Below are 22,723 nucleotides of genomic sequence, written 5' to 3' on the forward strand. Positions count from 1 at the left end.
ATGTATTGTCAACACGATATGATGGAAATGCCCGCAAGCGATTCATCCATGTAAAATGGGTTTTCCGGGCGCGTTCAAGGCTTCAGGAGAAGCCATATCAAGACCAAACGGTCTGTTGAAAAAATGCGGGGCAGGGGGTATAAGGAACACAAAATAAAACGACAGGGATACCCATTACCGACAGTTTGGAGGCGATTTTTATGATAAAGGCAGGAATTATCGGGGCCACGGGATACACCGGAGCCGAGCTGGTGCGTATGCTTTCGGCTCACCCGGATGTGGAACTCACCGTTATTACCTCACGTCAATACGAAGGAAGTCCCATCAGCGACGTATACCCCTCCCTTTCCGGGCGGTGCGAGCTGGTTTGTGAAGCGTTTGACCTCGAAACCTTCTGCGACCGGGTGGACATCGCCTTTACCGCGCTTCCCCATAAAATTCCCATGGACATCGTGCCCGGCCTCCTGGAGGGCGGGGTTCGCGTGGTGGACCTCTCCGCAGACTTTAGGTTCCGCAATGTGGCGGATTACGAAGCCTGGTACCAGCCCCATACTGCCCCCGAACTCTCCGAGCAGGCGGTCTACGGCCTGTGCGAACTCTACCGGGATCAGATCCGTGACGCGCGCGGTGCAAAGCCCCAGCATCATACGATTCTCCTGGCCCTTGTGCCGCTGCTGAAAGCCGGTATCATCCGGGCCGAAGGGATCATTTCCGATTCCAAGTCCGGGGTGAGCGGGGCGGGCCGGGGCCTCTCCCTCGGGTCCCATTTCTGCGAGGCCAACGAGTCGTTCAAAGCTTACAAGGTTGACGGACACCGCCACAGGCCTGAAATCGAAGAGGTGCTTTCCGCTGCACACGGGGACGAGGTGGAGATCACCTTTATCCCGCACCTGATCCCTGCCACCCGGGGCATGTTCATCTACTGCACCCTTGAAGACGGCAAAACCGAAGAGGATGCCCGAAAGGTCCTTGCCGAAACCTACGAGGCGAGCCCTTTTGTCCGGCTGCGCGAGAAGGGCAGGGTGCCCGATATCCTTCATGTTCAGCACACGAACTTCTGCGATATCGGTCTTGCATCCGATGCCCGCGGCGGTCGCCTGGTGGTCATGTCTGCCATCGACAACCTCCTCAAGGGGGCGTCCGGGCAGGCCGTTCAGAATATGAATATCATGGCTGGCCTGGATGAACGGGCCGGGCTTCTGTAGCGTGGTGGCCCTCGATTCAAAGGGCGATGCGCCGGATTGTCCTCTTTTTCGTTGACAGGCAGGTAGCTGTCTTTCATAATCAGCGAAATGTGACCGGCGGTCAGAAAATGAACCGATTTTGTGTGCCGGTTTTCCAGAAGAACGGACAGGTGGTGAGATGGCGCGACGACAGCAGGAAAAATCCATGGAGACCCATGACGAGCTCAGGGCCTCGGCGATTCATTTTTTCGGGGAAAAGGGGTTCAACACGACCACCATCTCTGAAATCACCGAGCACGCGGGCTATGCCAAGGGGAACTTTTACAGGTACTGGAAGAGCAAAGACGATCTCTTCCTGAGTATCATGGAAGAGAAGTACCGGCTTTACAGGTCACGCCGCGTGGATTCCCTGAACCAGGCGTCCAGCATGGACGATGTCATCGGGGTCATCATCGATTTTCTTGAACAGATCCTTGACGACGGCAAATGGGCACGGGTTTTCCTTGAGTTCACCATTCACGCATCGGGCAACGAAGAGGTGAGAAAAGAGCTCAACAAGAGTTTTTACCGCCTCTCCAGCGATCTGTTTGCAGATATCGTGGCCCCCCATCGCAGGGCGCCTGTTTACCCGTCGAAGAAACTGGGCGGCATTGTTACCGCCCTTTTTGAAGGGTTCCTCATTCAGATTCTGCTGGGTTCCAACAGCATCGAGGATCTGCGCCGGCCATGCAGTTCTTCTGGTGCTGCACATCGACAATCCATAAAACGAGACAGGCGGGGCAGAGGGATTTGATCCTTTTGCCGGCAACGCCTGTCTTTTTTGTGCCTGTGAATGACCGGCGGTCATAAAGTGGGCGATGGTCATGAGCCTGTTTGGGCGCAATCACGATACAGGAAAGCGAAGGAGAATGAGCGTGGGGAAGAGAATGAAGGCAATGGAGCTGGGGTGGACGGTAATGGCAGCTCTCTTTGGGGTGCTTGTGCTGGTGGGGTGCAGTGGGGACAACGGGGGCGGGAAGAAGGCGGCCCCGGAAAAGGCCGCGGCAACCAAGGCCGCTTCGCCCCTGGAGCAATGGAAGCCCGGGTTCGACCCGTCCACGGCCACATACCGCTGCATCGTATCCAAATACTCCGTCCCGTTCATGAAGCAGTATCTGCCGGGTTTGCCATTCGTGACGCCCTGTGGGAGCGGACCGGGGGAAAGATCTACTTCGACTACCGGCCCCTTTCGGTTCTGGGGGGGGAGGTAGAGGTCCTGGGGCAGCTTCAGATGGGCGCCATACAGGGCATGGCCGTGAGTTCGGTGGCCGCCACAAACTTAGGGCCGCGGTTCGGGCTGGTCAACCTTCCTTTTTTGGTGAACAGCTTTGACAAGCTGGACCGGTTCATCAAAAGCGGGCCCCTCTTTGATCATTTCATGCGTGCCATGGCCCATCAGGGCATCACGGGACTGGACATCACCGGCTACGGAAGCTACGGCTGGGCCACCACCACCCCCGTGACGCAGCTTGCCGAGGCCGGAAAGGTGAAGTTCCGCATCGCCGAAGCCGGCGTGAACAAATCCCTGTACGACGCCTGGGGCCTGAACCCTGTGGTGATGCCCTGGCCGGATGTGCCCGTGTCCCTCAAGCAGGGGGTGATCACCGGGCTGGACCATACCCCCATGGTGTGCAATATCACGAAAAAATTCGAGGTGGCCAAGCACTATACCCAGGTCAACTACGCCCAGGGGCTGTTTATCTGGAGGGTGTTCAAACTGCATGGCTGGAGAGCCTGCCCGAGGACCTTCGCGCCACCTTTATCGAGGTGGTTGCCGCCGAGGATGCCGCTGAGATCCAGAGAAGGGGCCGGTTGCCAGGAAGAGGCTCAGATTGCCGATGCCAGGGCAAAGGGGGTGACGTTTTATACCCTGCCTGAAGCGGAGATGGCGCTTCTCCAGAAGAAGGGCGATTCCGTGCACCAGGCATGGAAAGAGGAGATTAACCGCCTGGGCGACGGGGATACCTATCGCCCGGAGGATTACCTCTCCGAAGTCCGAAACCACCTGGGCTACACCACCAACTAACCCTTGACCCGGTCTCTGGGCTTTGGTTTTTTCCCTTAGCCCTTAGCCCTTAGCCCTTAGCCCTTAGCCCTTAGCCCTTAAGCCCTTTGCTTGGATATGTAATGACTGCCTTGTGGAATAAAATCGACCGCGTGGTAACCTCCTTTGAGGAGTGGACCCTCTTTCTTACCGTTATGGCGGCCCTTTGGGCGCTTTTTGCAAGCGTGTTCCTGCGCTATGGTTTCAACCACTCCCTGGCCTGGTCCGAAGAGCTGGTCAGGCTGGTCATCGTTTACACCACCTTTGTTGGGTGCAGCCGGGCCGTGAAAAACGGGGCCATGGTACGCATCGACGCCCTTGTTCAGTTTTTTCCCCGGATTAAGAAACCGTTGTTGCTCTTTTCATACGCAGCCGTCCTCGTGTTTGCCGGGGTGCTTATTGTGCACGGGGCCAAGATGGTGGGGCTTCAGGCTCGAACCGGACAGAAAACCATTATCATGCAGATTCCCATGGCCTGGCTTTACGGGATCCTTCCCCTTTCCGGCGGGCTCATGGGGCTTCGTGCCTGCGCCCAGGCCCTGGCTCTTTTCAAGGGACCCCGGGAAGGGGAGACCGGAGGTGACCATGGGGAGTAACGAACTGATCATCCTCTCTGTTCTCCTGGGGTGCATGGCTGCATATATTCCCGTGGCAATTTCGCTCTTTTTTACAGCGGCGGCAGGGTTTCTCCTGTTCACAGATCTGCCCGTGCTCCTTCTTGTGCAGACCCTCTTTAAAAGCCTGGACAACTTTGCCCTGGTGGTGGTCCTTTTTTTTATTCTCTGCGGAAACATCATGACGGCCGGAAGCATTGTCTCCAAGCTGATCCGGGTGGCTGATGTGCTGGTGGGCTGGCTTCCCGGGGGGCTCGGCATGGCCGGGGTGGTGGCCTGCGCTTTGTTTGGGGCCATCTCGGGTTCCACGGTGGCGACGGTGGTGGCCATCGGTGGCTTCATGGTTCCGGCCCTCATGGATCACGGCTACGATGAGTCGTACACGGTGGGGCTCATGGCCACCTCTCCCAATCTGGGCGTCATTATCCCTCCGAGTATCGGGATGATCCTGTACAGCATGATCAGCAATGTCTCCCTGGAAGGCTTGTTTCTCACAGGCTTTGTCCCCGGGGTGCTTATTGTGGGGGGGATCTGTTTCTACACCGGGGTCCTGCACCGTCGCGGCGGGCGGGTGGAGCGGCGTGCCGTTCCCCATACCAGGGAGGTGCTGGGCGCACTCAGGGAGGGCTTCTGGGCCCTTATGCTTCCGGTGATCATATTCGGCGGTATCTTTTCCGGGGTCTTCACGGCCAATGAAGCGGCGGTGGTGGCCTGTGTCTACGCATTTTCCGTGGAGCTTTTCATTCACCGGTCCATGAACCTTGCTGAGCTGAAGCAGATTACCGTCAGTTCTGCCGTGACCTCGGCAACCCTCTTGATCATCGTGGCAGGAGCCACCTGCTTCGGGCGTTATCTCACCTTTGAAAACATCCCGGGGCGCATCACAGAAGGGGTGATGATGACGGTCTCGTCAGGCTGGGGGTTCCTTCTGCTGATGAACCTGCTTCTGCTGGTGACCGGGATGTTCATGGATATTATCTCTGCCACCCTGATCCTGGGGCCGGTCCTGATTCCCATGCTTCCGCATTTTGGCGTGGACCCCATGCATTTCGGTCTGGTCCTCACCGTGAACCTGGCCATCGGATACTGCACGCCGCCCATGGGGGTGAGTCTTTTTATCACCGGCTCCATTGCAAACCGGGGCTTGGTGTTTGTGTCCCGGGCGGTGATGCCTTTTCTCCTCATTCAGCTGGCGGTATTGTTTCTTATTACCTTTGTGCCGGGCCTTGTGATGTGGCTGCCCGGTTTGCTTCGGTAGCCTGCGGTGGGTGCCTTTGGATAAAGTTCCTGAAAACATGTGATATACGAAATAAACGATCTGTCCGGATAAGCCGTTCCGGCGGACGGAAAGGGGGGGCTCGATCCGGCTTTTCCGTCCGCCATGCTTGACAGCCGAACCTCTCCATGGTAGCAAATTAGCCTGATAACAATGGTGTGCGCTCTCCCTGCACATCTTGCCGCAAGGGCTTCGGCCTGCCAGAGTATTCTTATTCCAGGGCGCTTTGTTTCGCTCCTGGCTGTTGACACCGTGGAGTCTATGAAACACAGCTATACCTTTTATATAGTCGGTTCCGGAAAGAAACCCTTCCGCCAGCTTGCCTTGACCGGACGGGGTATCCTTGTCTTTCTCGTCCTTCTTACGGCGCTCTCCTCAACGCTCTCCGTTGTCCTTTATTCCCAGTGGGCCTCCTTTCGCCACCAGAAATCCGTCGACGCCTTTTCTCTCTCCATGGAGCGCAAGGCGAGTCCAGCCAAGGCCGAGAGAGCAGCTGCTGCCCTCTGCCTGCGGAGATCATCGGCTCAGGGGTCGCCATGGCCCATACCTTCCAGGAAACCGCGCTATCGCCAACCTGGGCAGCCCCTCCAAGGGGGACAGCCTTTTTGGTGTGGGTGGTGCAACACCCCGGGATATCGATACAAACCTTATTATTCATGAACAGGGCGAGGCCCTGGTCCGTGAAATGGCCGAGCAGATCCAGGAGACGAGCCTGGCCGCCGAAGAGGAACTGGGGCGTTTCACCTCGTTGTACGATATTTTGGATGAAAAGCGCTCCATCCTGGAGTCCACGCCTTCCATCAGCCCCACCACGGGCTGGATCTCATCGCGGTTCGGACCTCGGGTCTCTCCTTTCTCCGGCAAGAAGAGGTTTCACAAAGGCTACGACATCGCCAATCATGTGGGTACCCCCATTTATGCGCCTGCCGACGGGGTGGTGACCTACGCCGGGGCCCGCGGCTCCATGGGCATCATGGTCTCCCTGGACCATGGGCATGGCATGCTGACGCGCTACGGGCATCTCTCCAAAACCTTGAAGAAAAAAGGGGAGCATGTAAAGCGTGGGGACAAGATCGCCCTTATGGGAAATACCGGGCGAATAACGGCTCCCACCTGCATTAACTCAGGGTGCATCTCAACGGCATGCCAGTTAATCCCGAGAAATATATCCTCGATTGACCGAGATCCCCGCCGGGCTCACTTTTTTTGCCGGGTTCCCCACCGCCTTTCCCTTGATTTTATCCCCGTTTTGTACAACTATGTGGCGGATGCCGGATCCCGGCTGTCCATGGGCTTCCCTCGTGCTGACAGGATCAACGTGAGCCGCCACCGAAGGTCCCCCCATCGTCATGGGCCTCCCATGACGTCCCCCGGTCCCACACATGGCAACCGTCCGTGTGGAAAGGCCATCAATTGATGATCGTGAAATTGAAAACGGTTTCCCGCTGAGAGAGGAATGCAGCCGATGCTGATAAAACTACTGACCCGTCTGTTTGGAACAAAGAATGACCGTGTGGTCAAGCGCCTTGCCCAGGTGGTTGAGCAGATCAACGCCTTCGAGGCCACATACAAAGCACTGGATGATGCAGCACTCCAGGCGTTGACCCCCGCCTTCAAGCAGCGGTATGCCGACGGAGAGTCCCTGGACGATCTGCTTCCCGAAGCCTTTGCAGCCGTCAGGGAAGCCTCATGCAGGGTCCTTGAAATGCGGCACTACGATTGCCAGCTCATCGGTGGCATGGCCCTTCACAACGGCATGATCGCCGAGATGAAAACAGGGGAGGGCAAGACCCTGGTGGCCACCCTTCCGGCCTATCTCAATGCCCTCACCGGCAAAGGGGTCCACGTGGTCACCGTCAACGACTACCTGGCCAGCCGAGACGCCGAGTGGATGGGGCAGCTCTACAGCTTCATGGGGCTCACCGTGGGCAAGATCGTCCACGGCCTGGACGATGCCGAGAGAAAGGCCGCGTACAACGCCGATATCACCTACGGCACAAACAACGAATTCGGCTTCGATTACCTCCGCGACAACATGAAGTTCACCAAGGAACAGCTGGTCCAGCGGGATCTTAATTTTGCCATTGTGGATGAGGTGGACAGTATCCTCATCGACGAAGCCAGGACGCCCCTTATCATCTCCGGCCCTGCCGAGCAGTCCACCCAGCTTTACGGGCTGGTGGACAGCATCATGCCCCTGTTTAAAAACGAGGTGGATTACACCCTGGACGAGAAGAGCCGCAGCGTGACCCTCACCGAGGAGGGGGTTCAGAAGGCGGAAGAGAAGCTCAATGTGGAGAACCTTTTTGATCCCTCCAACATCGAGATCCTTCACCACGTGAATCAGGCCTTGAAGGCCCATGTGGCCTTTAAGCGCGACACCGATTACATCGTCAAAAACGGCAAGGTGGTCATCGTCGATGAGTTCACCGGCCGCCTCATGGAAGGGCGTCGCTACAGCGAAGGCCTTCACCAGGCCCTGGAGGCCAAGGAGAAGGTTCGCATTGAAAACGAGAACCAGACCCTGGCGTCCATCACCTTCCAGAACTACTTCCGCATGTACGACACCCTCTGCGGCATGACCGGTACGGCCATGACCGAGGCCGAAGAGTTCATGAAGATCTACAGCCTCGAGTGCCTGGTGATCCCCACCAACAAACCCCTGCTCCGCAAGGACATGCCGGACGTGATCTACAAGACCCGCAAAGAAAAATTCGATGCGGTCATCGAAGAGATCATCAGCGTCAACAGAAAAGGGCAGCCCGTTCTTGTGGGCACCATCTCCATCGATATGTCCGAGCAGCTCAGCAAGAAACTGAGCAAGAAGGGCGTCAAGCACGAGGTGCTCAACGCCAAGCACCACGGCAAGGAAGCGGAAATCGTTGCCATGGCGGGCCAGAAAGGGGCGGTGACCATCTCCACCAACATGGCCGGCCGAGGCACGGACATCGTCCTCGGCGAGGGCGTCACCGAGCTGGGGGGGCTCTATATCCTCGGCACGGAACGCCACGACAGTCGACGTATCGACAACCAGCTCAGGGGCCGTTCCGGTCGCCAGGGCGATCCGGGTCTCTCCCGCTATTTCCTCTCCCTGGAGGACGATCTCCTGCGCATTTTCGGCGGGGAGCGTATCACCACCATCATGGAGCGCCTCGGCCTCGAAGACGGAGAGCCCATCGAACACCGGCTCATCTCCCGGGCCATTGAAAACGCCCAGAGAAAAGTGGAAGGCCATAACTTCGATATTCGAAAGCACATCCTCGAATATGACGACGTGATGAACAAACAGCGTGAGGTGATTTACCGTCAGCGACGCGATGCGTTGCGGGGTGGAGATCTCCATGAGGACGTGGAGCGCATGGTGGAGGGGATCTCCTGGGATATTGCCTCGGCCATCGCCGTGGAAAAATCCCTCCCCGCATCCTGGGACTGGGAGACCTTTGCCCAGCTCATGGGGAGTCACTTCAACACCACCCTTACCGTGGATGCCTCCGGCAACGGCCTGACCAAGGAGAAGCTGGCCGAAGAGGTCCTGGCGCATGCCATGGGCATCATGAACGGCAAAGAGGCCCTCATCGGGACAGATCAGTTCCGTCAGCTGGAGCGTTACGTGATTCTCCAGACCGTGGATAACCACTGGAAAGACCACCTCCTCTCCATGGACCACCTCAAGGAGGGCGTCGGCCTCAGGGGCTATGCCCAGCAGAACCCGCTGATCGTCTACAAGAAAGAGGGTTTTGAGATGTTCCAGGCCATGATCGACAGGATTCAGGAGGAGGTGGTGGCCATCCTTTTCCGGATTCAGATCGCCGAACCCGAGCAGGTGGAAGAGGTCAATCCGGAGCGGACCCAGGCCAACCTTTCGTACTCCCACACAGACAGCGGCGCTGCAAAGCAGCCCGCGCGCAGCGCGGACAGCAAGGTGGGTCGAAACGATCCGTGTCCCTGCGGAAGCGGCAAGAAATACAAAAAATGCTGTGGCAGGTCCTGATCCTCGCGGTATTTTTTTCAACGGAAGCATCGATGATTCCCTTAAAGGGCAAAGGTATGCGGGGATTTTTACCCTTCAGCCGATCCCCTGGCCCTCGCGATCGTCGATGCTTTTTTGCCTTGTTCTGTGTTATAATTTTAACCATAGGATTTCAGGGGGAATGAGTGACCAATGGCCGAGAATCATCCCGATCTGCACGAAGAGTTGGATGTCGACAGGGACACCAGGCTGAATGAGCCTCCCATGTACCGGGTCTTCCTTGTGAACGATGACTATACTCCCATGGATTTTGTGGTGGATATCCTGATGACGGTTTTTCGTAAATCGCAGGAACAAGCGACGGAGATCATGCTTCATGTTCATCACCAGGGCAAGGGATTGTGCGGTATTTACACGTACGAGGTAGCTGAAACCAAGGTGGATACCGTCCATGAACTGGCCGAGGAGAACGGCTACCCCTTGCGAAGCGTTATGGAGAATAACGACCTATGATAAGCAGAGAACTCAGCGCAACCTTGGGCTTTGCAGTTCGAGAAGCCAAAAAACGACGCCATGAATATGTCTGCATAGAGCATGTGCTGTTTGCCATCCTCCATGATCCCACAGGCATAGATATCATCGAAAGCTGTGGCGGCGATACCATTGAACTCAAAAGCAAGGTGGACACCTTCCTTCAGGAGAAGATTGAGAAACTCGCAGGCTCCGAAGATTATGTGCTCCAACAGACCTTAGGGTTTCAGCGCGTGATACAACGGGCCGTATCCCATGTGCGCTCTGCCGAGAAAAAAGAGGTGGAGGTGGGCGATGTCATTGCCTCCATTTTCCAGGAGAGGGACTCCCATGCCAGCTATTTCCTGGAAACCGAAGGGGTGACCCGACTCTCCGTGCTTCGCTATATCTCCCATGAACAGGAGCAGAAGCAGACACCTGCCGGAGACGGACAACCCGGTTCCGAAGGCGGTGAGACCCGTGACGACAAGGAAGAGACAGATCCCCTGAAGCTCTACACCGTCGATCTGGTGGAGCGGGCCCTTGACGGGCGCCTGGATCCCCTTATCGGGCGGACCAAGGAGATGCAGCGCATCATCCAGGTTCTGTTGCGCAGGCGGAAAAACAACCCCATCTTCGTAGGGGACCCCGGGGTCGGAAAGACCGCCCTTGCCGAAGGTCTCGGCCAGATGGTGGCCTCCGGTGTGGTGCCCGAGCCTTTGAAAGATACGCGTATTTTTTCCCTGGACCTGCCTGCGGTCCTTGCCGGCACCAAGTTCCGGGGAGACTTTGAAAAGCGCATGAAGGGCGTCATCGAAGCCCTGAAGGCCATTCCCAATGTGATTCTCTATATCGATGAGATCCACACCGTTGTGGGGGCCGGGGCCACCAGCAGCGGGTCCATCGACGCCTCCAACATGCTCAAGCCGGTCCTGGGCAACGGAGAGCTGCGCTGCATGGGCTCCACCACCTATGAAGAGTTCAAGAACAACTTTGAGAAAGACCGGGCCCTGTCCCGCCGGTTCGAAAAAATTGATATCAGCGAACCCAGCGTGGCCGAGACCGTGGAGATCTTAAACGGGCTCAAGGACCGGTTCGAGGCCCACCATCAGGTGGAGTATACCCCAGCGGCCATTGAAGCTGCAGCCGATCTGCTGACGCTCAACGACCGCCATCTCCCGGACAAGGCCATCGACGTCATCGACGAGGCCGGGGTGATCAAGCGCCTCGACGAGGCGGACGCCACCCACAAGGTGCGTGTCTCCGACATGGAGAAGGTGGTGGCCGTCATCGCCAAGATTCCGGCGCGCAGCGTCTCCAAATCCGATCGGGATCGTCTCAAGACCCTCGACAAGCGCATGAAGCACGCCATTTTTGGTCAGGATGAAGCCCTGGGCGGTCTCATCACCGCCATCAAGCGCTCCCGCGCCGGGCTCTCCATTCCGGACAAGCCCATCGGCTCCTTTCTCTTTTCCGGCCCCACCGGCGTCGGGAAAACCGAAGTGGCCAAACAGCTGGCCCTTAACCTGGGCGTGGAGTTTTTGCGCTTCGACATGAGCGAGTACATGGAAAAACATGCCGTGGCGAGGCTCATCGGGGCCCCTCCAGGGTATGTGGGCTTTGAGCAGGGCGGGCTTCTTACGGAGCGCATCCGCAAGACCCCCCATTGTGTCCTGCTCATGGACGAGATCGAAAAGGCCCATCCGGATCTCATCAACATCCTGCTTCAGGTCATGGACCACGGCACCCTGACGGACAACAACGGCAAGAAAGCCGATTTCCGCAACGTGATTATTCTCATGAGCTCCAACGCCGGAGCCCGGGAGATGAGCACCAAGACCATCGGCTTCGGAAGCCCGGACAGCGAGATCGAGGGCAAGGGACGTTCGGCCATCGAACGGATCTTCAGCCCTGAATTCCGCAACCGCCTGGACGCCATCATCACCTTCAACCCCTTGTCTGAAAGGGTGATGGAGATGATCGTGGACAAGTTCATGACCGAGATGAAAGGCCAGCTCGCCGAGCGAAAAGTGCAGCTTAAGCTGACGCCCAAGGCGCGGAACTGGCTCGCCGTCAAGGGGTATGACCCCGATTACGGGGCAAGGCCCCTGGGCCGCCTGATCCAGACCACCATCAAGGATCGGCTGGCAGACGAGCTGCTGTTCGGCAAATTGTCCAAGGGCGGCACCGTGACCATCGGGTTCCGGCGTGATGAGCTCACCTTCAGCTACGCGTAAAGGTGACGATGCATGCCGTTGTTCCAATTGTCCGAGCAGTTGACCTTTCCACCCCCTGAGTTTTCCCGTGAGGACGGGCTGCTGGCCCTGGACGGTGACCTGACGGTGCCACGCCTGATCCTTGCCTATTCCATGGGCATTTTCCCCTGGTATTGTCCCGGTGAACCCATTCTCTGGTGGTCTCCCGACCCCAGGCTGGTCCTTTATCCCGAAAAACTCGTGGTGAACCGTTCCCTGCGCAAGACCTTGAAGCGGGGACGGTACCGGGTCACCATGGACCGTGCCTTTGCCGAGGTGATTTCAAATTGCGCGTCGGTGCCCCGGGGGGATGAGGATGGGACCTGGATCGTTGACGAGATGCAGGCGGCCTACCTGGCCCTTCACCGCGAAGGCTACGCCCATTCCGTGGAAGCCTGGGACGGGGATGAGCTGGTGGGCGGGCTTTACGGTGTTTCCCTGGGGCGGGGCTTTTTCGGGGAGTCCATGTTTTCCCGAAAATCAGACGCGTCCAAGGTCTGTTTTGTCCGGCTTGTGCGGTTCCTGCAGGCGGAGGGGTTCCGGTTCGTGGACTGCCAGGTGACCACCGATCACCTCCTGCGATTCGGTGCCGAAGAGATTCCCAGGAGTCGTTTTTTAAGGGAGCTGGACGAGGCCCTCACCGCCGATGACCTCATCGGGTCATGGGCGGATATGTTTTACGAACGTTGACCTGTCATAACGGCGCGGCGGCGTCCTTCAGGCGCTGCAGGGCCGTTTTTTGCGAATAATGATACATAACGAAACTCTGCCTCAAATTCGTCATGTGTACTTTTTAATCTTGGCATGATCCTAATGGAAACGAGAAAGGAGAGGCTGTGGCTGCTGACTGCATTTTCTGTAAAATTATCGGCAAAGAGATTCCTTCGGAGTTTATCTACGAAGACGAGGACATGATCGCCATCCGGGACATCAATCCCAAGGCCCCGGTGCACCTTCTCATTATTCCCCGCAAGCACATCCGGAGCATCAACGACATCGAGGCGTGTGACGAAGCGCTTATCGGACGGATGATGACCGTGGCCAGGGGACTGGCCGAAAAAGAGGGGACTGCCCAGTCCGGATACCGTGTGTTTTTCAATGTGGAGAAGGGCGGCGGCCAGGAGGTGTTCCACCTTCACCTGCACCTCGTGGGAGGGTTTGACCGCGCTTGATCTTTTATGCGGTGCCGCCGTCGGATAGACAGCGGCACCGGCTTATCAGTCGGTGAGAAGGGCACCTTTGGGTGCCCTTTTTTTGTTGAGTCCCGGGCGGATGGTCATGCGGCGTCCCGCTTCCCTGCCTCGTCCGATGAGCTCTGTATCAACCCGTCGGACCCTCCGGCTTCGGGTGGCAAGCCTCGGGTAGCGCTGTTCGATGTAAGCGTCGAGTACCGGGTCTTTGACCACCTCGGGGAGGAGAGAGGTGGGCCGTTTTATCTTCTCCGCCCCCAGTTTTTGTGAAAATCCCGCCACAACCCCTTCCGCATAGTCGCTTTTGCGTAGCCGCCCGAGTTTTTGCCCCCTCTCTTTCTGGAGCTCTGTCCAGCTGCGGTCGATGAAGTCCAGGATAAAGGTGTAGACATACTCCGCCGTGAGCACGTGGGAGCGGGCCCCGCTAACCTCCAATACCCGGCCCATCTTCCCTTTGTCCACCACGCAGGCCATGGCCCAGACACAGCGGACAAAGTAGTGCTCGGTAAGGAGGTTGGCCAGGGCATAGAACTCCCGGTGGTGGCGCAGGGCGGGGTGGCCCAGGAAGAGGGTGGTGTATCCGTCCTGGGGCTCGGCAGCCTCCGGGGTGTCGATGCGGTGCTTTTCCATGAGGGCCTGGGCCTTGGCAAGGGCTGCTTCGGACTCGTGGGGGTTGCTGCTTTTGGCCAGGGCAAAGAGCTTTTCAATGCGCCGCGAAAGGGCGTCTTCCGGGGATGCGTGGTCCGCAACAAGCCGCTCCCGCAGGGTGGGGTAGGTGCCCGAAGCCTTCGGGTTGGCTCCGAGGAGCACGCAGGCCTTGCGGAACCCCGGGCCATGGGGAGGCTCCTCCCTGGCATGGAAGAGTTCATGGGCTGCCTGGTGGGCCATTTCATGCAGGAGCACTTCCCGCACGGCATCCCACGGATGGTGGAGAATAAAATGGCGGCTGAAGGAGATCTCGCGCCGGTTGAGGTTCCAGTGGGCCAGGGTACCCCTGGCATCGTTGAGGGAAAACAGCGGCGGGAGCAGGCTGAGGATCTCCGGGTCTCCGTTGCAATCGCGGGCAGAGGTCCACTCCAGGTGAAGGCCGTGGAGCAGTTTGCGCTCGAGGTCAGCCGAGGGCTGTTGGGAATGTGATTCAGCCATGGTGCGGGTAACTCCAAATGAAAAAAGCGGCTCCCCAAGGGGATCCGCTTTTTTTAATAATCATGGAACGCGGGGTGTCTCTCCTGCGTGCTTACAGCGAGGCGACCTCGCTTGCCTTGTAGACGCGGATCCCTTCTTTTTCGAGGACTTTTACGGCGTCGTCGATGTTGTCGAAACGGAAGATCATGACCGCATGGTCCCCACTCTGCTGCAGGGCGTACATGTACTCCACGTTGATGTCGGCATCGGCAAGGAGAATCAGGATGCGGTTGAGGCCTCCGGGTTTGTCTTCGACAGCCACGGCTGCCACGCTGGTTTTTCCAACGGAGAAACCGCTTTCCTTCAGGGCTTTTTCCGCTGCTTCATTGTCGTCGACAATGAGCCTGAGCACACCGAAGTCTGTGGTGTCCGCCAGGGAGAGTGCGCGGATATTCACAGAGGCGGCAGAAAGAATCGTGGTCACTTCGGCAATGCGCCCGCCGGTGTTCTCTAAGAAAATGGATATCTGTTCAACGCGCATCAAAGGCCTCCTTTCATGAGCATCGTAATGAATAAAATACGTGATGGCTATGTCGATCAACCTGTGTGGCCGGGATAACCGAATACCGGGTCGGCCGGTCTCCGATTATCTCCGTCCGTATCGGTTTATCGCTTCCGGTTATCAATAACTCTTACCGCTTTTCCTTCACTTCTGGCAATGGATTTCGGCTCCACCAGCATCACTTTGGCAGACACGCCGAGGTATTCTTTGATATCCTTGGCGATTTTTTTCTCCGTGGTCTGGAGCATTCTGATCTCATCGGCAAAGAGGGTTTCGCTCACCTCCACTTTCACCGTGAGGGTGTCGAGGGTGTTCTCGCGATCCACCACCAGCTGATAGTGGGGAGTGGTATCGGAGCTCTTCATGAGAACGCTTTCAATCTGTGAGGGGAAGACGTTGACCCCTCGGATGATGAGCATGTCGTCGGTTCGGCCGCTGACTCGCTTCATGCGGATGTGCGTTCGGCCGCAGACGCAGGGCTCGGGGTGCAGGGAGGTGATGTCCCGGGTCCTGTAACGGATGATGGGGAAGGCCTCCTTGGTGATGGAGGTGAACACCAGCTCCCCGGTCTCACCGTATGGCAGGGGCTCTTCAGTGACAGGGTCGATGATCTCGGGGATGAAGTGGTCCTCGAAAATGTGGAGCCCGTTTTTGGCTTCGTGGCACTCGATGGCAACGCCGGGTCCCATCACTTCGCTGAGGCCGTAAATGTCCACGGCGTCGATGCCCAGGGTCTCTTCCAACTCGCGCCTCATGCTTTCGCTCCAGGGCTCGGCACCGAAGATGCCGAACTTGAAGTTCAGGTCGGCAAAGGAGAAGCCCATCTCCTGGGCCACTTCGGCCAGGTGCAGGGTGTAGGAGGGCGTAGCCGTGAGGATGGTGGGGCCGAAGTCCTTCATGATGACGATCTGGCGCTTGGTGTTGCCGCCTGAGACGGGGATGACGGATGCCCCGAGTTTCTCGGCGCCGTAGTGGACCCCCAGGCCGCCTGTGAACAGTCCGTAGCCGTAGGCGTTGTGGATGATGTCGCCTCGGGTGGCGCCCCCTGCGCAGAGGGCACGGGCCATGAGGTCGGACCAGTTGTCGATGTCCCGACGGGTGTACCCCACCACGGTGGGCGCGCCGGTGGTGCCGGAAGAGGCGTGAATGCGCACCACGCTCTCCATGGGCACGGCAAACATCCCGTACGGGTAGTTGTCCCTGAGGTCCTGCTTGGTGGTAAAGGGAAGCTTGGAGAGGTCTTTGAGAGAGCGGATGTCCGCAGGGACGATGCCTGCCTCTTTAAACTGCTTCTGGTAAAAGGGAACCTTTGCGTAGACATTCTCAAGGGTGGTTTGAAGTCGCCTGAGCTGAATCGCTTCCAAGGCTTCCCTCGGCATCGTTTCAAAATCAATATCGTAAATCATGCGAGCTGTCCTCTCCCGACGGTGGGTATGGGTGGTGACCGTGACGTCAAAAAAACCGGATCACAACACAGGGTATCCGTAAGAAGTACGCTGACGGATGCTGGTGTGGAAGGCGGGGTCCCATGGGGTCACGGCCGTGTGTGTCAATCATATCGTTACAGTTAACAGGTCATAAATGATTCACCTGCAAATGTCACTTAAAAAAACTTTTCAAATATAAAATCGGACGGCCGAAATATGAACACATACAACGGGATGGAGGGTATTTCTTAAAGGACGGGGGAAAAGGGTGTTCCCTGGGGACGGCAAGGGCGGGTGGCGGCGGCATGCGGGCTGCCGGGCGAAACAGGCCGATTCTGGAGCGTGGGTGCCCGGAAGCCGGAGAACAGCCGCCGGCGTGGCGAGGACGCGACAGGGGCGTGGGGGCCTGGGACCCGCCGCCCTGGTTGGATCAGGCGTTGAATACAGGCTTGCGTTTTTCAAGGAAAGCGCTGGTGCCCTCTTTGGCATCTTTGCCGGAAACGCAGGCGGCAAAGGCCTCCACTTCAATGGCGCACCCTGAAGGCAGGTCCACGTTCAACCCCTCGTTGACGGCTTTTTTGGCTGCACGGACCGGAACGCGGCCCTTGGACGCAATGGCCTCGGCGGTCTTCATCACCTCGTCCATGAGGGCCTCGGGGGCCACGACCTTGTTGACCATGCCGATCTCTTTGGCCTCTGCTGCAGAGATCATCTTTCCGGTGAGGATCATCTCCTTGGCCAGGTTGGCGCCGATGGCCCGGGGAAGTCTCTGGGTGCCCCCGTAGCCCGGGATGAGGCCGAGGGTGATTTCCGGAAGGCCGAATTTTGCCGCTTCTGACGCATAAATAAAATCAGAGGCCAGGGCCATTTCACTGCCTCCGCCCAGGGCAAATCCGTTGACGGCTGCGATGACAGGAATTTCCAGCTCCTGGAGTTTGCCGATGGCCTTGTGGCCTTTTTCAGAGCAGGCCTTGCCCTGTGCGGCGTCCAGGGTGGCGAGTTCGGTGATGTCCGCACCGGCCACAAAGGCCTTGTTCCCTGCCCCGGTGAGCACGAGCACATGGATGTCCTGCTGAGCGGCGATGTCGTCAAGGGCGGCGGAGAGTTCGGTGAGGAGTTTGTCGTTCAAAGCGTTCAGGGCCTTGGGGCGGTTGAAGGTGATGGTGGCGACGTTTTTTTCCGCTGTCACAAGAATGGTTTCGTAAGACATGAAGAACCTCCGAAAGATATAGATAAGATGAGTAGCACTATGTTTCAGTCATGAACCGAAAGATACGGTGTTTTGCGTCGGGACGCGTCCGATGGGCATGACATCAATTCCTTATCCTGAACAACGTATGACTATAAGGGAAACTATGAGGCATGAAAAGAGAAATATTGCGATGCGACAGCTGAGCGGGAACCGCGGGGAGTCGTTCGAACCCACGAAAGTCGGGGCTGTTCGGAGAAAATGTATTGCCGTAATCGCAAGTTGTGGTTACACTGAATCGTGGTGGATTCAGTACAGAAGTGACGACGGTCGGCCCTTGAAAACGACCCTATCCCGCCATGTGGACCGCACCGCAGATGCTTGGGACGCCTGCATTCGTGTTGATTTATTGTGACAGCCCGAGCCATGCCTTGACGCCAGCCGGCGATTTCAGTTGAGATACGAGGATATTACCCAATGCAGCATACCCGTTGGACGGATATACATTGCCATATACTACCCGGAGTGGACGACGGCTCCGATGATATGGCCGAAACCCTGGTGATGGCTGCCCAGGCAGACAAAGGGGGCACCTCCTGTATTGCCGCCACCTTTCACGCCGGGGTGGACCTTCTGGATGCCCTTTGCTATCGTCCCCTCATCGACAAGCTCAACCGTCGTTTCCGGGAGGAGGGCATCGGGGTGACCCTGGTGCCCGGGGCCGAGGTGGTGGCCGGTTTCATGCCGGACAACCTGGAGGATTTTACCATCAACGGGTCGCGGTATCTTCTGGTGGAGTTTCCCAGCAGCCATCTTCCGCGGGTGGCGGTGCCTATTTTAAGGGCCTACCTTGACCGGGGGCTTCATCCCATCATCGCCCACCCGGAACGAAACCCGAGCATCATCAGGGATCCGAATCGCCTCTTTGAGATGGTTGCCGAGACCGGTTCCCTGGTGCAGGTTACTGCAGACAGCGTGGCCGGAACCTTTGGCCGGGAGATCGCTTCGTGTGCCCGCTACCTTCTTAAAAAGGGAGTGGTGGATATCATGGGCTCGGACGCCCACGATGAGAATTACCGGACCCCGGATATGAGCGACGGAGTGAAGGCGGCCTCCAAGGTTATCGGCGAGAAGGCCGCCCTGAGGCTGGTCAGGGAGAATCCCCTGGCCGTGGTGGAAGATTGCCCTGTGGAGGGCCGCTCTCCCTCCGTTGTCAGGGCGTTGTAGCCTACTTTATCAACCATACGGATACGCCCTTGCCTTTGGGCAACGGCAGAGAGGATAGATTATGCATGTACTGGTCACAGGCGGTGCCGGGTATATCGGCAGCCACACCTGTTTGGAGTTGCTTGAGTCCGGCCACCGGGTCACGGTGGTGGACAACCTGTCCAACAGCTCGGAAGAGTCCCTGCACCGGGTCCGGAGTTTGACGGGCAAGTCCCTGGAGTTCGTGGAGGGGGACCTGCTGGACGAAGCCGTTCTGGATGCCCTGTTTTCTTCCCATCGGTTTGATGCTGTGATCCACTTTGCCGGGCTCAAGGCCGTGGGCGAGTCCGTGGAGATGCCCCTGGCCTACTACCAGAACAACCTCACCGGCACCCTGAACCTGCTCCACGCCATGGACAGGGCCGATGTCAGGAACATCATATTTTCTTCTTCGGCCACGGTGTACGGAGAGCCGGAGACGGTCCCCATGGATGAGAGCTTTCCGCGAAGCGCCACCAACCCCTATGGCCGGTCGAAACTTATCGTCGAAGAGATGCTCGAAGACCTTTTGGTGGCGGACAGCTCCTGGCGCGTGGTGCTCCTTCGGTATTTCAACCCCGTGGGTGCCCATGAGAGCGGGCTCATCGGGGAAGACCCCAATGGCATCCCCAACAACCTCATGCCCTATATTGCCCAGGTCGCCGTGGGAAAACTGGAGTGCCTGAGCGTCTTCGGAAGCGATTACCCCACCCATGACGGCACCGGAGTGAGGGATTTTATCCACGTGGTGGATCTGGCCAAGGGCCATCTGTGCGCCCTGAAGCCCACCGACGAAGCCCCGGGGCTTCATGTCTACAACCTGGGCACCGGCCAGGGCTACAGCGTTCTGGACATGGTGGCGGCCTTTGAGGCCGCCTCGGGGAGAGCGGTCCCCTACGTGGTGGCGCCCCGGAGGCCCGGGGACATCGCCGTGTGCTACGCTTCACCGGACAAGGCGTGGAACGAGATCGGCTGGCGGGCGGAAAAGGGGGTGGAGGCCATGTGCCGGGACGCCTGGCGATGGCAATCGCAGAACCCCGACGGATACGCCATATAACCGACAAGGTGTAACACCCAATTAAAAAAGCCCCGATTCGCATGCCGTGCGGATCGGGGCTTTTGTTGTCTGAATCATGGACGGGCGTTTAGTTGATGATTTTTTTCTTTGCCTTGTTGTACTCGTCCAGGGTGATGAGGTTGTTGTCCAGCAGGTGAGCCAGCTCCATGAGCTCGGTGACGTGGCTGGAAGGGGGCAAAGCATGGACGGTGGCGGGCCGGGGCGGCGCACCCGCATCAATGGCCAGGGGCTGCTGGGGGTTGGGATCCTCCACGCGAACGGATGCCAGACCGCCGAGGACACTTATCTCCACGGTTTTTCCCTGGAGCATGGGCAGGGAAAGAATCTCTCGCAGGGCCTTTCCTTCGGTCTTCATGCGCTTGTAGATGAGGTAAGCGGACAGGCCGATGAGGCTGACCCCACCCAGAAAAATCCAGGGCAGGTAATTGACGAGGCCTCGGAAGAAGAGGACAAAAAAGCAGAGGGCGACGATGAGGAGGATATGCCCGCCCAGGATGAGGTAAACCATAAAGAGGCTTTTCATCACCCCGGGAGAATCGGTGCGTTTGTTGCTTTTCATGCGTTCACATCTATTGCTTGCCGAAGGATTTACGCCGTATCCGCCGCGCCGGAGCATTGCCGGTGCGGGGCTTCGGGTAAACCACCCGGACCCATTGATAAAAAGTGCCGGGGGAGTGCTTGTAAAAAACATCCCGGTTACAAGGGGCTTGCGTCGGGCCAGATGTGGGACACCTCTGGGGTGATTGTATCGCAGGAAGAGCAAGGCAGGGACGTTGCAGCTGCGATGGTGTTGACCCTGATCAACAAAACCATAATTTCATCATAAAGGGGCCATCTCCGTCTGTAAAGGTTTTTACCCCCTCGGATGGCAGGTTCGGTGCATGGCCTGGAGGTGGTCACCGGTGATATGGGTGTAAATCTGCGTGGTGGAGATGTCGGTGTGGCCGAGCATCACCTGGACCACCCGCAGGTCGGCCCCGCCCATGAGCAGGTGCGTGGCAAAGGAGTGGCGCAGGGTGTGGGGGCTGATTTTTCCCGTGAGCCCGGCCAGGGCCGTGTACTTGTTGAGCAGCTTCCAGAACCCCTGGCGGGTCATGGGCTTGCCTGCCCGGGCCACGAACAGGGTGCTGCTTGTGACATGCTTCAACAGCAGGGGGCGACCCGTTGTAAGATAGGCCCGCAGCTTGTCCACGGCGAAGCGGCCCATGGGCACAACGCGCTCTTTGGATCCTTTGCCGAACACCCGCACAAACCCGGCCTCCAGGTTGATGTCGTTGAGGCTGAGGTGGATCAGCTCCGAGACCCTCAGGCCCGCTGCATAGAGCAGCTCAATCATGGCGGCGTCCCGCATGCCCCTGGCCGACGAGGGATCCGGTGCCTCCAGGAGTTTTTTGACGTCGGACACGGAGAGGGTGTCGGGCAGCTTGAGGCCTGTTTTGGGAAACTCAATGAGGCTCGACGGGTCGCTGGCAAGGACTTTTTCCTCGGCAAGGAACCGGTAAAAGGAGCGGATGGAGACCAGGTGCCGGGCCCGCGACCGGGAGCCCAGGCCTTCGTCCCTCAAGCCGATCATGTGCTTTAAGATGGCGTAGGTGTCGTCTTCGGTGACATCGGCCATCCCGTTGTCCTCCATGAAGCCGGCATACCGGGTGAGGTCCGATGCATAGGCGTCGATGCTCAGCTCTGCCAGACCCCGTTCCACGCGGAGGTGGGTGATGAACTGGTCGATGTGGTGGTTGAGAAGAGAGGGCATGGGAAAATCTGGCCATAGGAACGTCAGGTTATGGGTGATGGGGAGCCGGGGCAGGGAAAGGCCTGACCCGGCGTATGCGTGTTTTTACATGGTATCCGGGTTAGATGGCCACCACGTGATCGTGATAGTCCAGGGTGTTGAGGACCTCGGCGCCGTTTTCCGTGACAAGGACCATGTTTTCCAGGCGGATGCCGCCCCAGTCCGGCAGGTAGATGCCGGGCTCCACCGTCACCACCATCCCTGCCTTGAGGGTGTGGTCTTTGAGGTAGCTCAGGCGGGGGGCTTCATGGATCTCCAGTCCGACCCCGTGACCCAGTCCGTGGCCAAAGCCGTCGGGGAAGGTCTTTTCGATGAACCCACGGGCCACGGCATCCACGGCCTTGCCGCTGGCTCCGTCGCAGATGGCGTCGATGGCCAGGGCCTGGGCCTCAAAAAGGGTGTCGAAGACCCGTTTGAAGGTATCGCAGGGGCTGCCCAGAACAACGGTTCGGGTGGAGTCGCTGCAGTACCCGTTGTATCGGGATCCCCAGTCGATGAGCAGGGGCTCTCCCGGGGTCACCTTTCGGTCGCTCGGCACGGCATGGGGAAGGGCGGCGTTGGGGCCGGAAGCCACGATGGTGGGGAAGGAGAGGCCGTCGGCTCCGCGGCTCCTCATCTCTTTTTCCATCTCCCAGGCAATGGCCTTTTCGGTGAGGCCCGGAACCAGGCCTGCCTTCACCGCAGAAAAGGCGGCTTCCGCGATGGCCAGGGCCTCCCGCATGGTCTGTATCTCATCGGCGCTCTTGATGGCGCGCATGGGGGCGGTCATGTCTTCGTGGGCCACCAGCTCAGCGGAGGAACCACTTTTTTTCAGGGCATCTGCAAAGGCGTTGTAACGCCCCACGGAGACCCGGGTCTCTTCAAAGGCGACGCGGCGGGCGCCCACGCGGTCCAGGAGCTCGGGGAGGTCTTTGTCCAGGCCGGTTTTATAAACATGGACGTCAAAAAGGGGGGCTTCGTGGATGGCATGGAGCTCAAAGCGGGAGTCCGTGGCCAGGATCAGGCCTTTGGGGCCGATGAGAAGGGCACCGGCGGACTCGTCCACGCTGTTGTCCTCTCCGGTGAAACCGCTTAAGTACCTCCGATTCTCCTCCTGCATGATCAGGCAGGCGTCGAAGCCATTCTGGCTCAATGTCTCTTGCAGCGCATCGAGCCGTTTCCGATAGATGTCGTTCACTGGTGTCTCCTTCGCATCTTGTACGTGGGTGTTGCCAACTGCATTC

20 protein-coding genes are annotated in these 22,723 nt (G+C 58.3%); 13 read left to right on the forward strand and 7 right to left on the reverse strand.

What is annotated here, in order from left to right; translation table 11 throughout:
* The first annotated feature begins 200 nt into the window (after positions 1–200).
* From argC to ACOYW1_RS10615, 11 genes are all read left to right on the forward strand, one after another.
* Positions 201–1,205 carry an N-acetyl-gamma-glutamyl-phosphate reductase gene (gene argC, locus ACOYW1_RS10565; RefSeq protein WP_482422759.1) on the forward strand — a complete coding sequence of 335 codons (1,005 nt, stop codon included), beginning with the start codon at positions 201–203 and terminating at the stop codon, positions 1,203–1,205.
* A gap of 157 nt (positions 1,206–1,362) precedes the next feature.
* Positions 1,363–1,977 carry a TetR/AcrR family transcriptional regulator gene (locus ACOYW1_RS10570; RefSeq protein WP_482422760.1) on the forward strand — a complete coding sequence of 205 codons (615 nt, stop codon included), beginning with the start codon at positions 1,363–1,365 and terminating at the stop codon, positions 1,975–1,977.
* 279 nt (positions 1,978–2,256) lie between these two features.
* Positions 2,257–3,249 (forward strand): TRAP transporter substrate-binding protein, encoded by a 993-nt coding sequence (locus tag ACOYW1_RS10575; protein WP_482422761.1) that lies wholly within the window; start codon positions 2,257–2,259, stop codon positions 3,247–3,249.
* Positions 3,250–3,350: 101 nt separating this feature from the next.
* On the forward strand, positions 3,351–3,863 hold the full coding sequence (locus ACOYW1_RS10580; RefSeq protein ID WP_482422762.1) for a TRAP transporter small permease: 513 nt from the start codon (positions 3,351–3,353) through the stop codon (positions 3,861–3,863).
* Positions 3,853–5,139 carry a TRAP transporter large permease gene (locus ACOYW1_RS10585; protein WP_482422763.1) on the forward strand — a complete coding sequence of 429 codons (1,287 nt, stop codon included), beginning with the start codon at positions 3,853–3,855 and terminating at the stop codon, positions 5,137–5,139. The genes ACOYW1_RS10580 and ACOYW1_RS10585 overlap by 11 nt, the downstream gene beginning before the upstream one ends.
* Positions 5,140–5,767: 628 nt before the next feature.
* A complete protein-coding gene (locus tag ACOYW1_RS10590) occupies positions 5,768–6,574 on the forward strand; it encodes a M23 family metallopeptidase (protein ID WP_482422764.1) in 807 nt (268 codons plus the stop codon).
* Between the two features lie 48 nt (positions 6,575–6,622).
* Positions 6,623–9,148, forward strand: coding sequence for a preprotein translocase subunit SecA (gene secA, locus ACOYW1_RS10595; RefSeq protein WP_482422765.1), 2,526 nt, complete (start codon positions 6,623–6,625; stop codon positions 9,146–9,148).
* Between the two features lie 171 nt (positions 9,149–9,319).
* Positions 9,320–9,640, forward strand: coding sequence for an ATP-dependent Clp protease adapter ClpS (clpS, locus tag ACOYW1_RS10600; protein ID WP_180146447.1), 321 nt, complete (start codon positions 9,320–9,322; stop codon positions 9,638–9,640).
* Positions 9,637–11,874: an ATP-dependent Clp protease ATP-binding subunit ClpA gene (clpA, locus tag ACOYW1_RS10605; protein WP_482422766.1), complete on the forward strand. Its 2,238-nt coding sequence runs from the start codon at positions 9,637–9,639 to the stop codon at positions 11,872–11,874. Before clpS ends, clpA begins: the two co-directional genes overlap by 4 nt.
* A 12-nt stretch (positions 11,875–11,886) precedes the next feature.
* A complete protein-coding gene (gene aat / locus ACOYW1_RS10610; protein WP_482416467.1) occupies positions 11,887–12,582 on the forward strand; it encodes a leucyl/phenylalanyl-tRNA--protein transferase in 696 nt (231 codons plus the stop codon).
* Positions 12,583–12,728: 146 nt separating this feature from the next.
* Complete coding sequence (locus ACOYW1_RS10615; protein ID WP_482416466.1) at positions 12,729–13,064, forward strand: histidine triad nucleotide-binding protein; 336 nt, start codon at positions 12,729–12,731, stop codon at positions 13,062–13,064.
* Between the two features lie 45 nt (positions 13,065–13,109).
* On the opposite strand, the gene ACOYW1_RS10620 is transcribed toward ACOYW1_RS10615, so the two are convergent.
* From ACOYW1_RS10620 to ACOYW1_RS10635, 4 genes are all read right to left on the reverse strand, one after another.
* Entirely contained in the window at positions 13,110–14,228 is a 1,119-nt protein-coding gene (locus ACOYW1_RS10620; protein WP_482422767.1) for a SprT-like domain-containing protein, read from the reverse strand.
* A 91-nt stretch (positions 14,229–14,319) separates the two neighbouring features.
* Positions 14,320–14,748 carry an ACT domain-containing protein gene (locus ACOYW1_RS10625; RefSeq protein WP_482416464.1) on the reverse strand — a complete coding sequence of 143 codons (429 nt, stop codon included), beginning with the start codon at positions 14,746–14,748 and terminating at the stop codon, positions 14,320–14,322.
* A 125-nt stretch (positions 14,749–14,873) separates the two neighbouring features.
* Complete coding sequence (locus tag ACOYW1_RS10630) at positions 14,874–16,175, reverse strand: phenylacetate--CoA ligase family protein (protein ID WP_482422768.1); 1,302 nt, start codon at positions 16,173–16,175, stop codon at positions 14,874–14,876.
* Between the two features lie 451 nt (positions 16,176–16,626).
* Positions 16,627–17,406, reverse strand: coding sequence for an enoyl-CoA hydratase/isomerase family protein (locus ACOYW1_RS10635; protein ID WP_482422769.1), 780 nt, complete (start codon positions 17,404–17,406; stop codon positions 16,627–16,629).
* A gap of 456 nt (positions 17,407–17,862) precedes the next feature.
* Here ACOYW1_RS10635 and ACOYW1_RS10640 point away from each other — a divergent pair, with 456 nt between their 5' ends.
* The gene (locus ACOYW1_RS10640; RefSeq protein ID WP_482422770.1) at positions 17,863–18,612 is read left to right on the forward strand and encodes a tyrosine-protein phosphatase; all 750 of its coding nucleotides are present in this window, start codon (positions 17,863–17,865) and stop codon (positions 18,610–18,612) included.
* 61 nt (positions 18,613–18,673) lie between these two features.
* A complete protein-coding gene (galE, locus tag ACOYW1_RS10645; RefSeq protein ID WP_482416460.1) occupies positions 18,674–19,687 on the forward strand; it encodes a UDP-glucose 4-epimerase GalE in 1,014 nt (337 codons plus the stop codon).
* Between the two features lie 88 nt (positions 19,688–19,775).
* Here the strand turns inward: galE and ACOYW1_RS10650 are convergent, their stop codons facing one another.
* The 3 genes from ACOYW1_RS10650 to ACOYW1_RS10660 all read right to left on the reverse strand — a co-directional run bounded on the left by ACOYW1_RS10650 (position 19,776) and on the right by ACOYW1_RS10660 (position 22,677).
* A complete protein-coding gene (locus tag ACOYW1_RS10650; protein ID WP_482416459.1) occupies positions 19,776–20,267 on the reverse strand; it encodes an SHOCT domain-containing protein in 492 nt (163 codons plus the stop codon).
* Between the two features lie 294 nt (positions 20,268–20,561).
* Positions 20,562–21,461 (reverse strand): site-specific tyrosine recombinase XerD, encoded by a 900-nt coding sequence (gene xerD, locus ACOYW1_RS10655; RefSeq protein ID WP_482422771.1) that lies wholly within the window; start codon positions 21,459–21,461, stop codon positions 20,562–20,564.
* 100 nt (positions 21,462–21,561) lie between these two features.
* Positions 21,562–22,677, reverse strand: coding sequence for a M24 family metallopeptidase (locus ACOYW1_RS10660; protein ID WP_482422772.1), 1,116 nt, complete (start codon positions 22,675–22,677; stop codon positions 21,562–21,564).
* Between the last annotated feature and the right edge of the window lie 46 nt (positions 22,678–22,723).

It is taken from the genome of Desulfoluna sp. CYM3A (assembly GCF_056829965.1).

Coding starts and splice junctions, on each gene's coding strand:
- ACOYW1_RS10630 (WP_482422768.1), bottom strand. CDS start 16,175: ATGATTTACGATATTGATTTTGAAACGATGCCGAGGGAAGCCTTGGAA.
- ACOYW1_RS10580 (WP_482422762.1), top strand. CDS start 3,351: ATGACTGCCTTGTGGAATAAAATCGACCGCGTGGTAACCTCCTTTGAG.
- aat (WP_482416467.1), top strand. CDS start 11,887: ATGCCGTTGTTCCAATTGTCCGAGCAGTTGACCTTTCCACCCCCTGAG.
- argC (WP_482422759.1), top strand. CDS start 201: ATGATAAAGGCAGGAATTATCGGGGCCACGGGATACACCGGAGCCGAG.
- ACOYW1_RS10635 (WP_482422769.1), bottom strand. CDS start 17,406: ATGTCTTACGAAACCATTCTTGTGACAGCGGAAAAAAACGTCGCCACC.
- ACOYW1_RS10585 (WP_482422763.1), top strand. CDS start 3,853: ATGGGGAGTAACGAACTGATCATCCTCTCTGTTCTCCTGGGGTGCATG.
- ACOYW1_RS10650 (WP_482416459.1), bottom strand. CDS start 20,267: ATGAAAAGCAACAAACGCACCGATTCTCCCGGGGTGATGAAAAGCCTC.
- ACOYW1_RS10570 (WP_482422760.1), top strand. CDS start 1,363: ATGGCGCGACGACAGCAGGAAAAATCCATGGAGACCCATGACGAGCTC.
- ACOYW1_RS10625 (WP_482416464.1), bottom strand. CDS start 14,748: ATGCGCGTTGAACAGATATCCATTTTCTTAGAGAACACCGGCGGGCGC.
- clpA (WP_482422766.1), top strand. CDS start 9,637: ATGATAAGCAGAGAACTCAGCGCAACCTTGGGCTTTGCAGTTCGAGAA.
- ACOYW1_RS10640 (WP_482422770.1), top strand. CDS start 17,863: ATGCAGCATACCCGTTGGACGGATATACATTGCCATATACTACCCGGA.
- clpS (WP_180146447.1), top strand. CDS start 9,320: ATGGCCGAGAATCATCCCGATCTGCACGAAGAGTTGGATGTCGACAGG.
- secA (WP_482422765.1), top strand. CDS start 6,623: ATGCTGATAAAACTACTGACCCGTCTGTTTGGAACAAAGAATGACCGT.
- xerD (WP_482422771.1), bottom strand. CDS start 21,461: ATGCCCTCTCTTCTCAACCACCACATCGACCAGTTCATCACCCACCTC.
- ACOYW1_RS10620 (WP_482422767.1), bottom strand. CDS start 14,228: ATGGCTGAATCACATTCCCAACAGCCCTCGGCTGACCTCGAGCGCAAA.
- galE (WP_482416460.1), top strand. CDS start 18,674: ATGCATGTACTGGTCACAGGCGGTGCCGGGTATATCGGCAGCCACACC.
- ACOYW1_RS10575 (WP_482422761.1), top strand. CDS start 2,257: ATGGAAGCCCGGGTTCGACCCGTCCACGGCCACATACCGCTGCATCGT.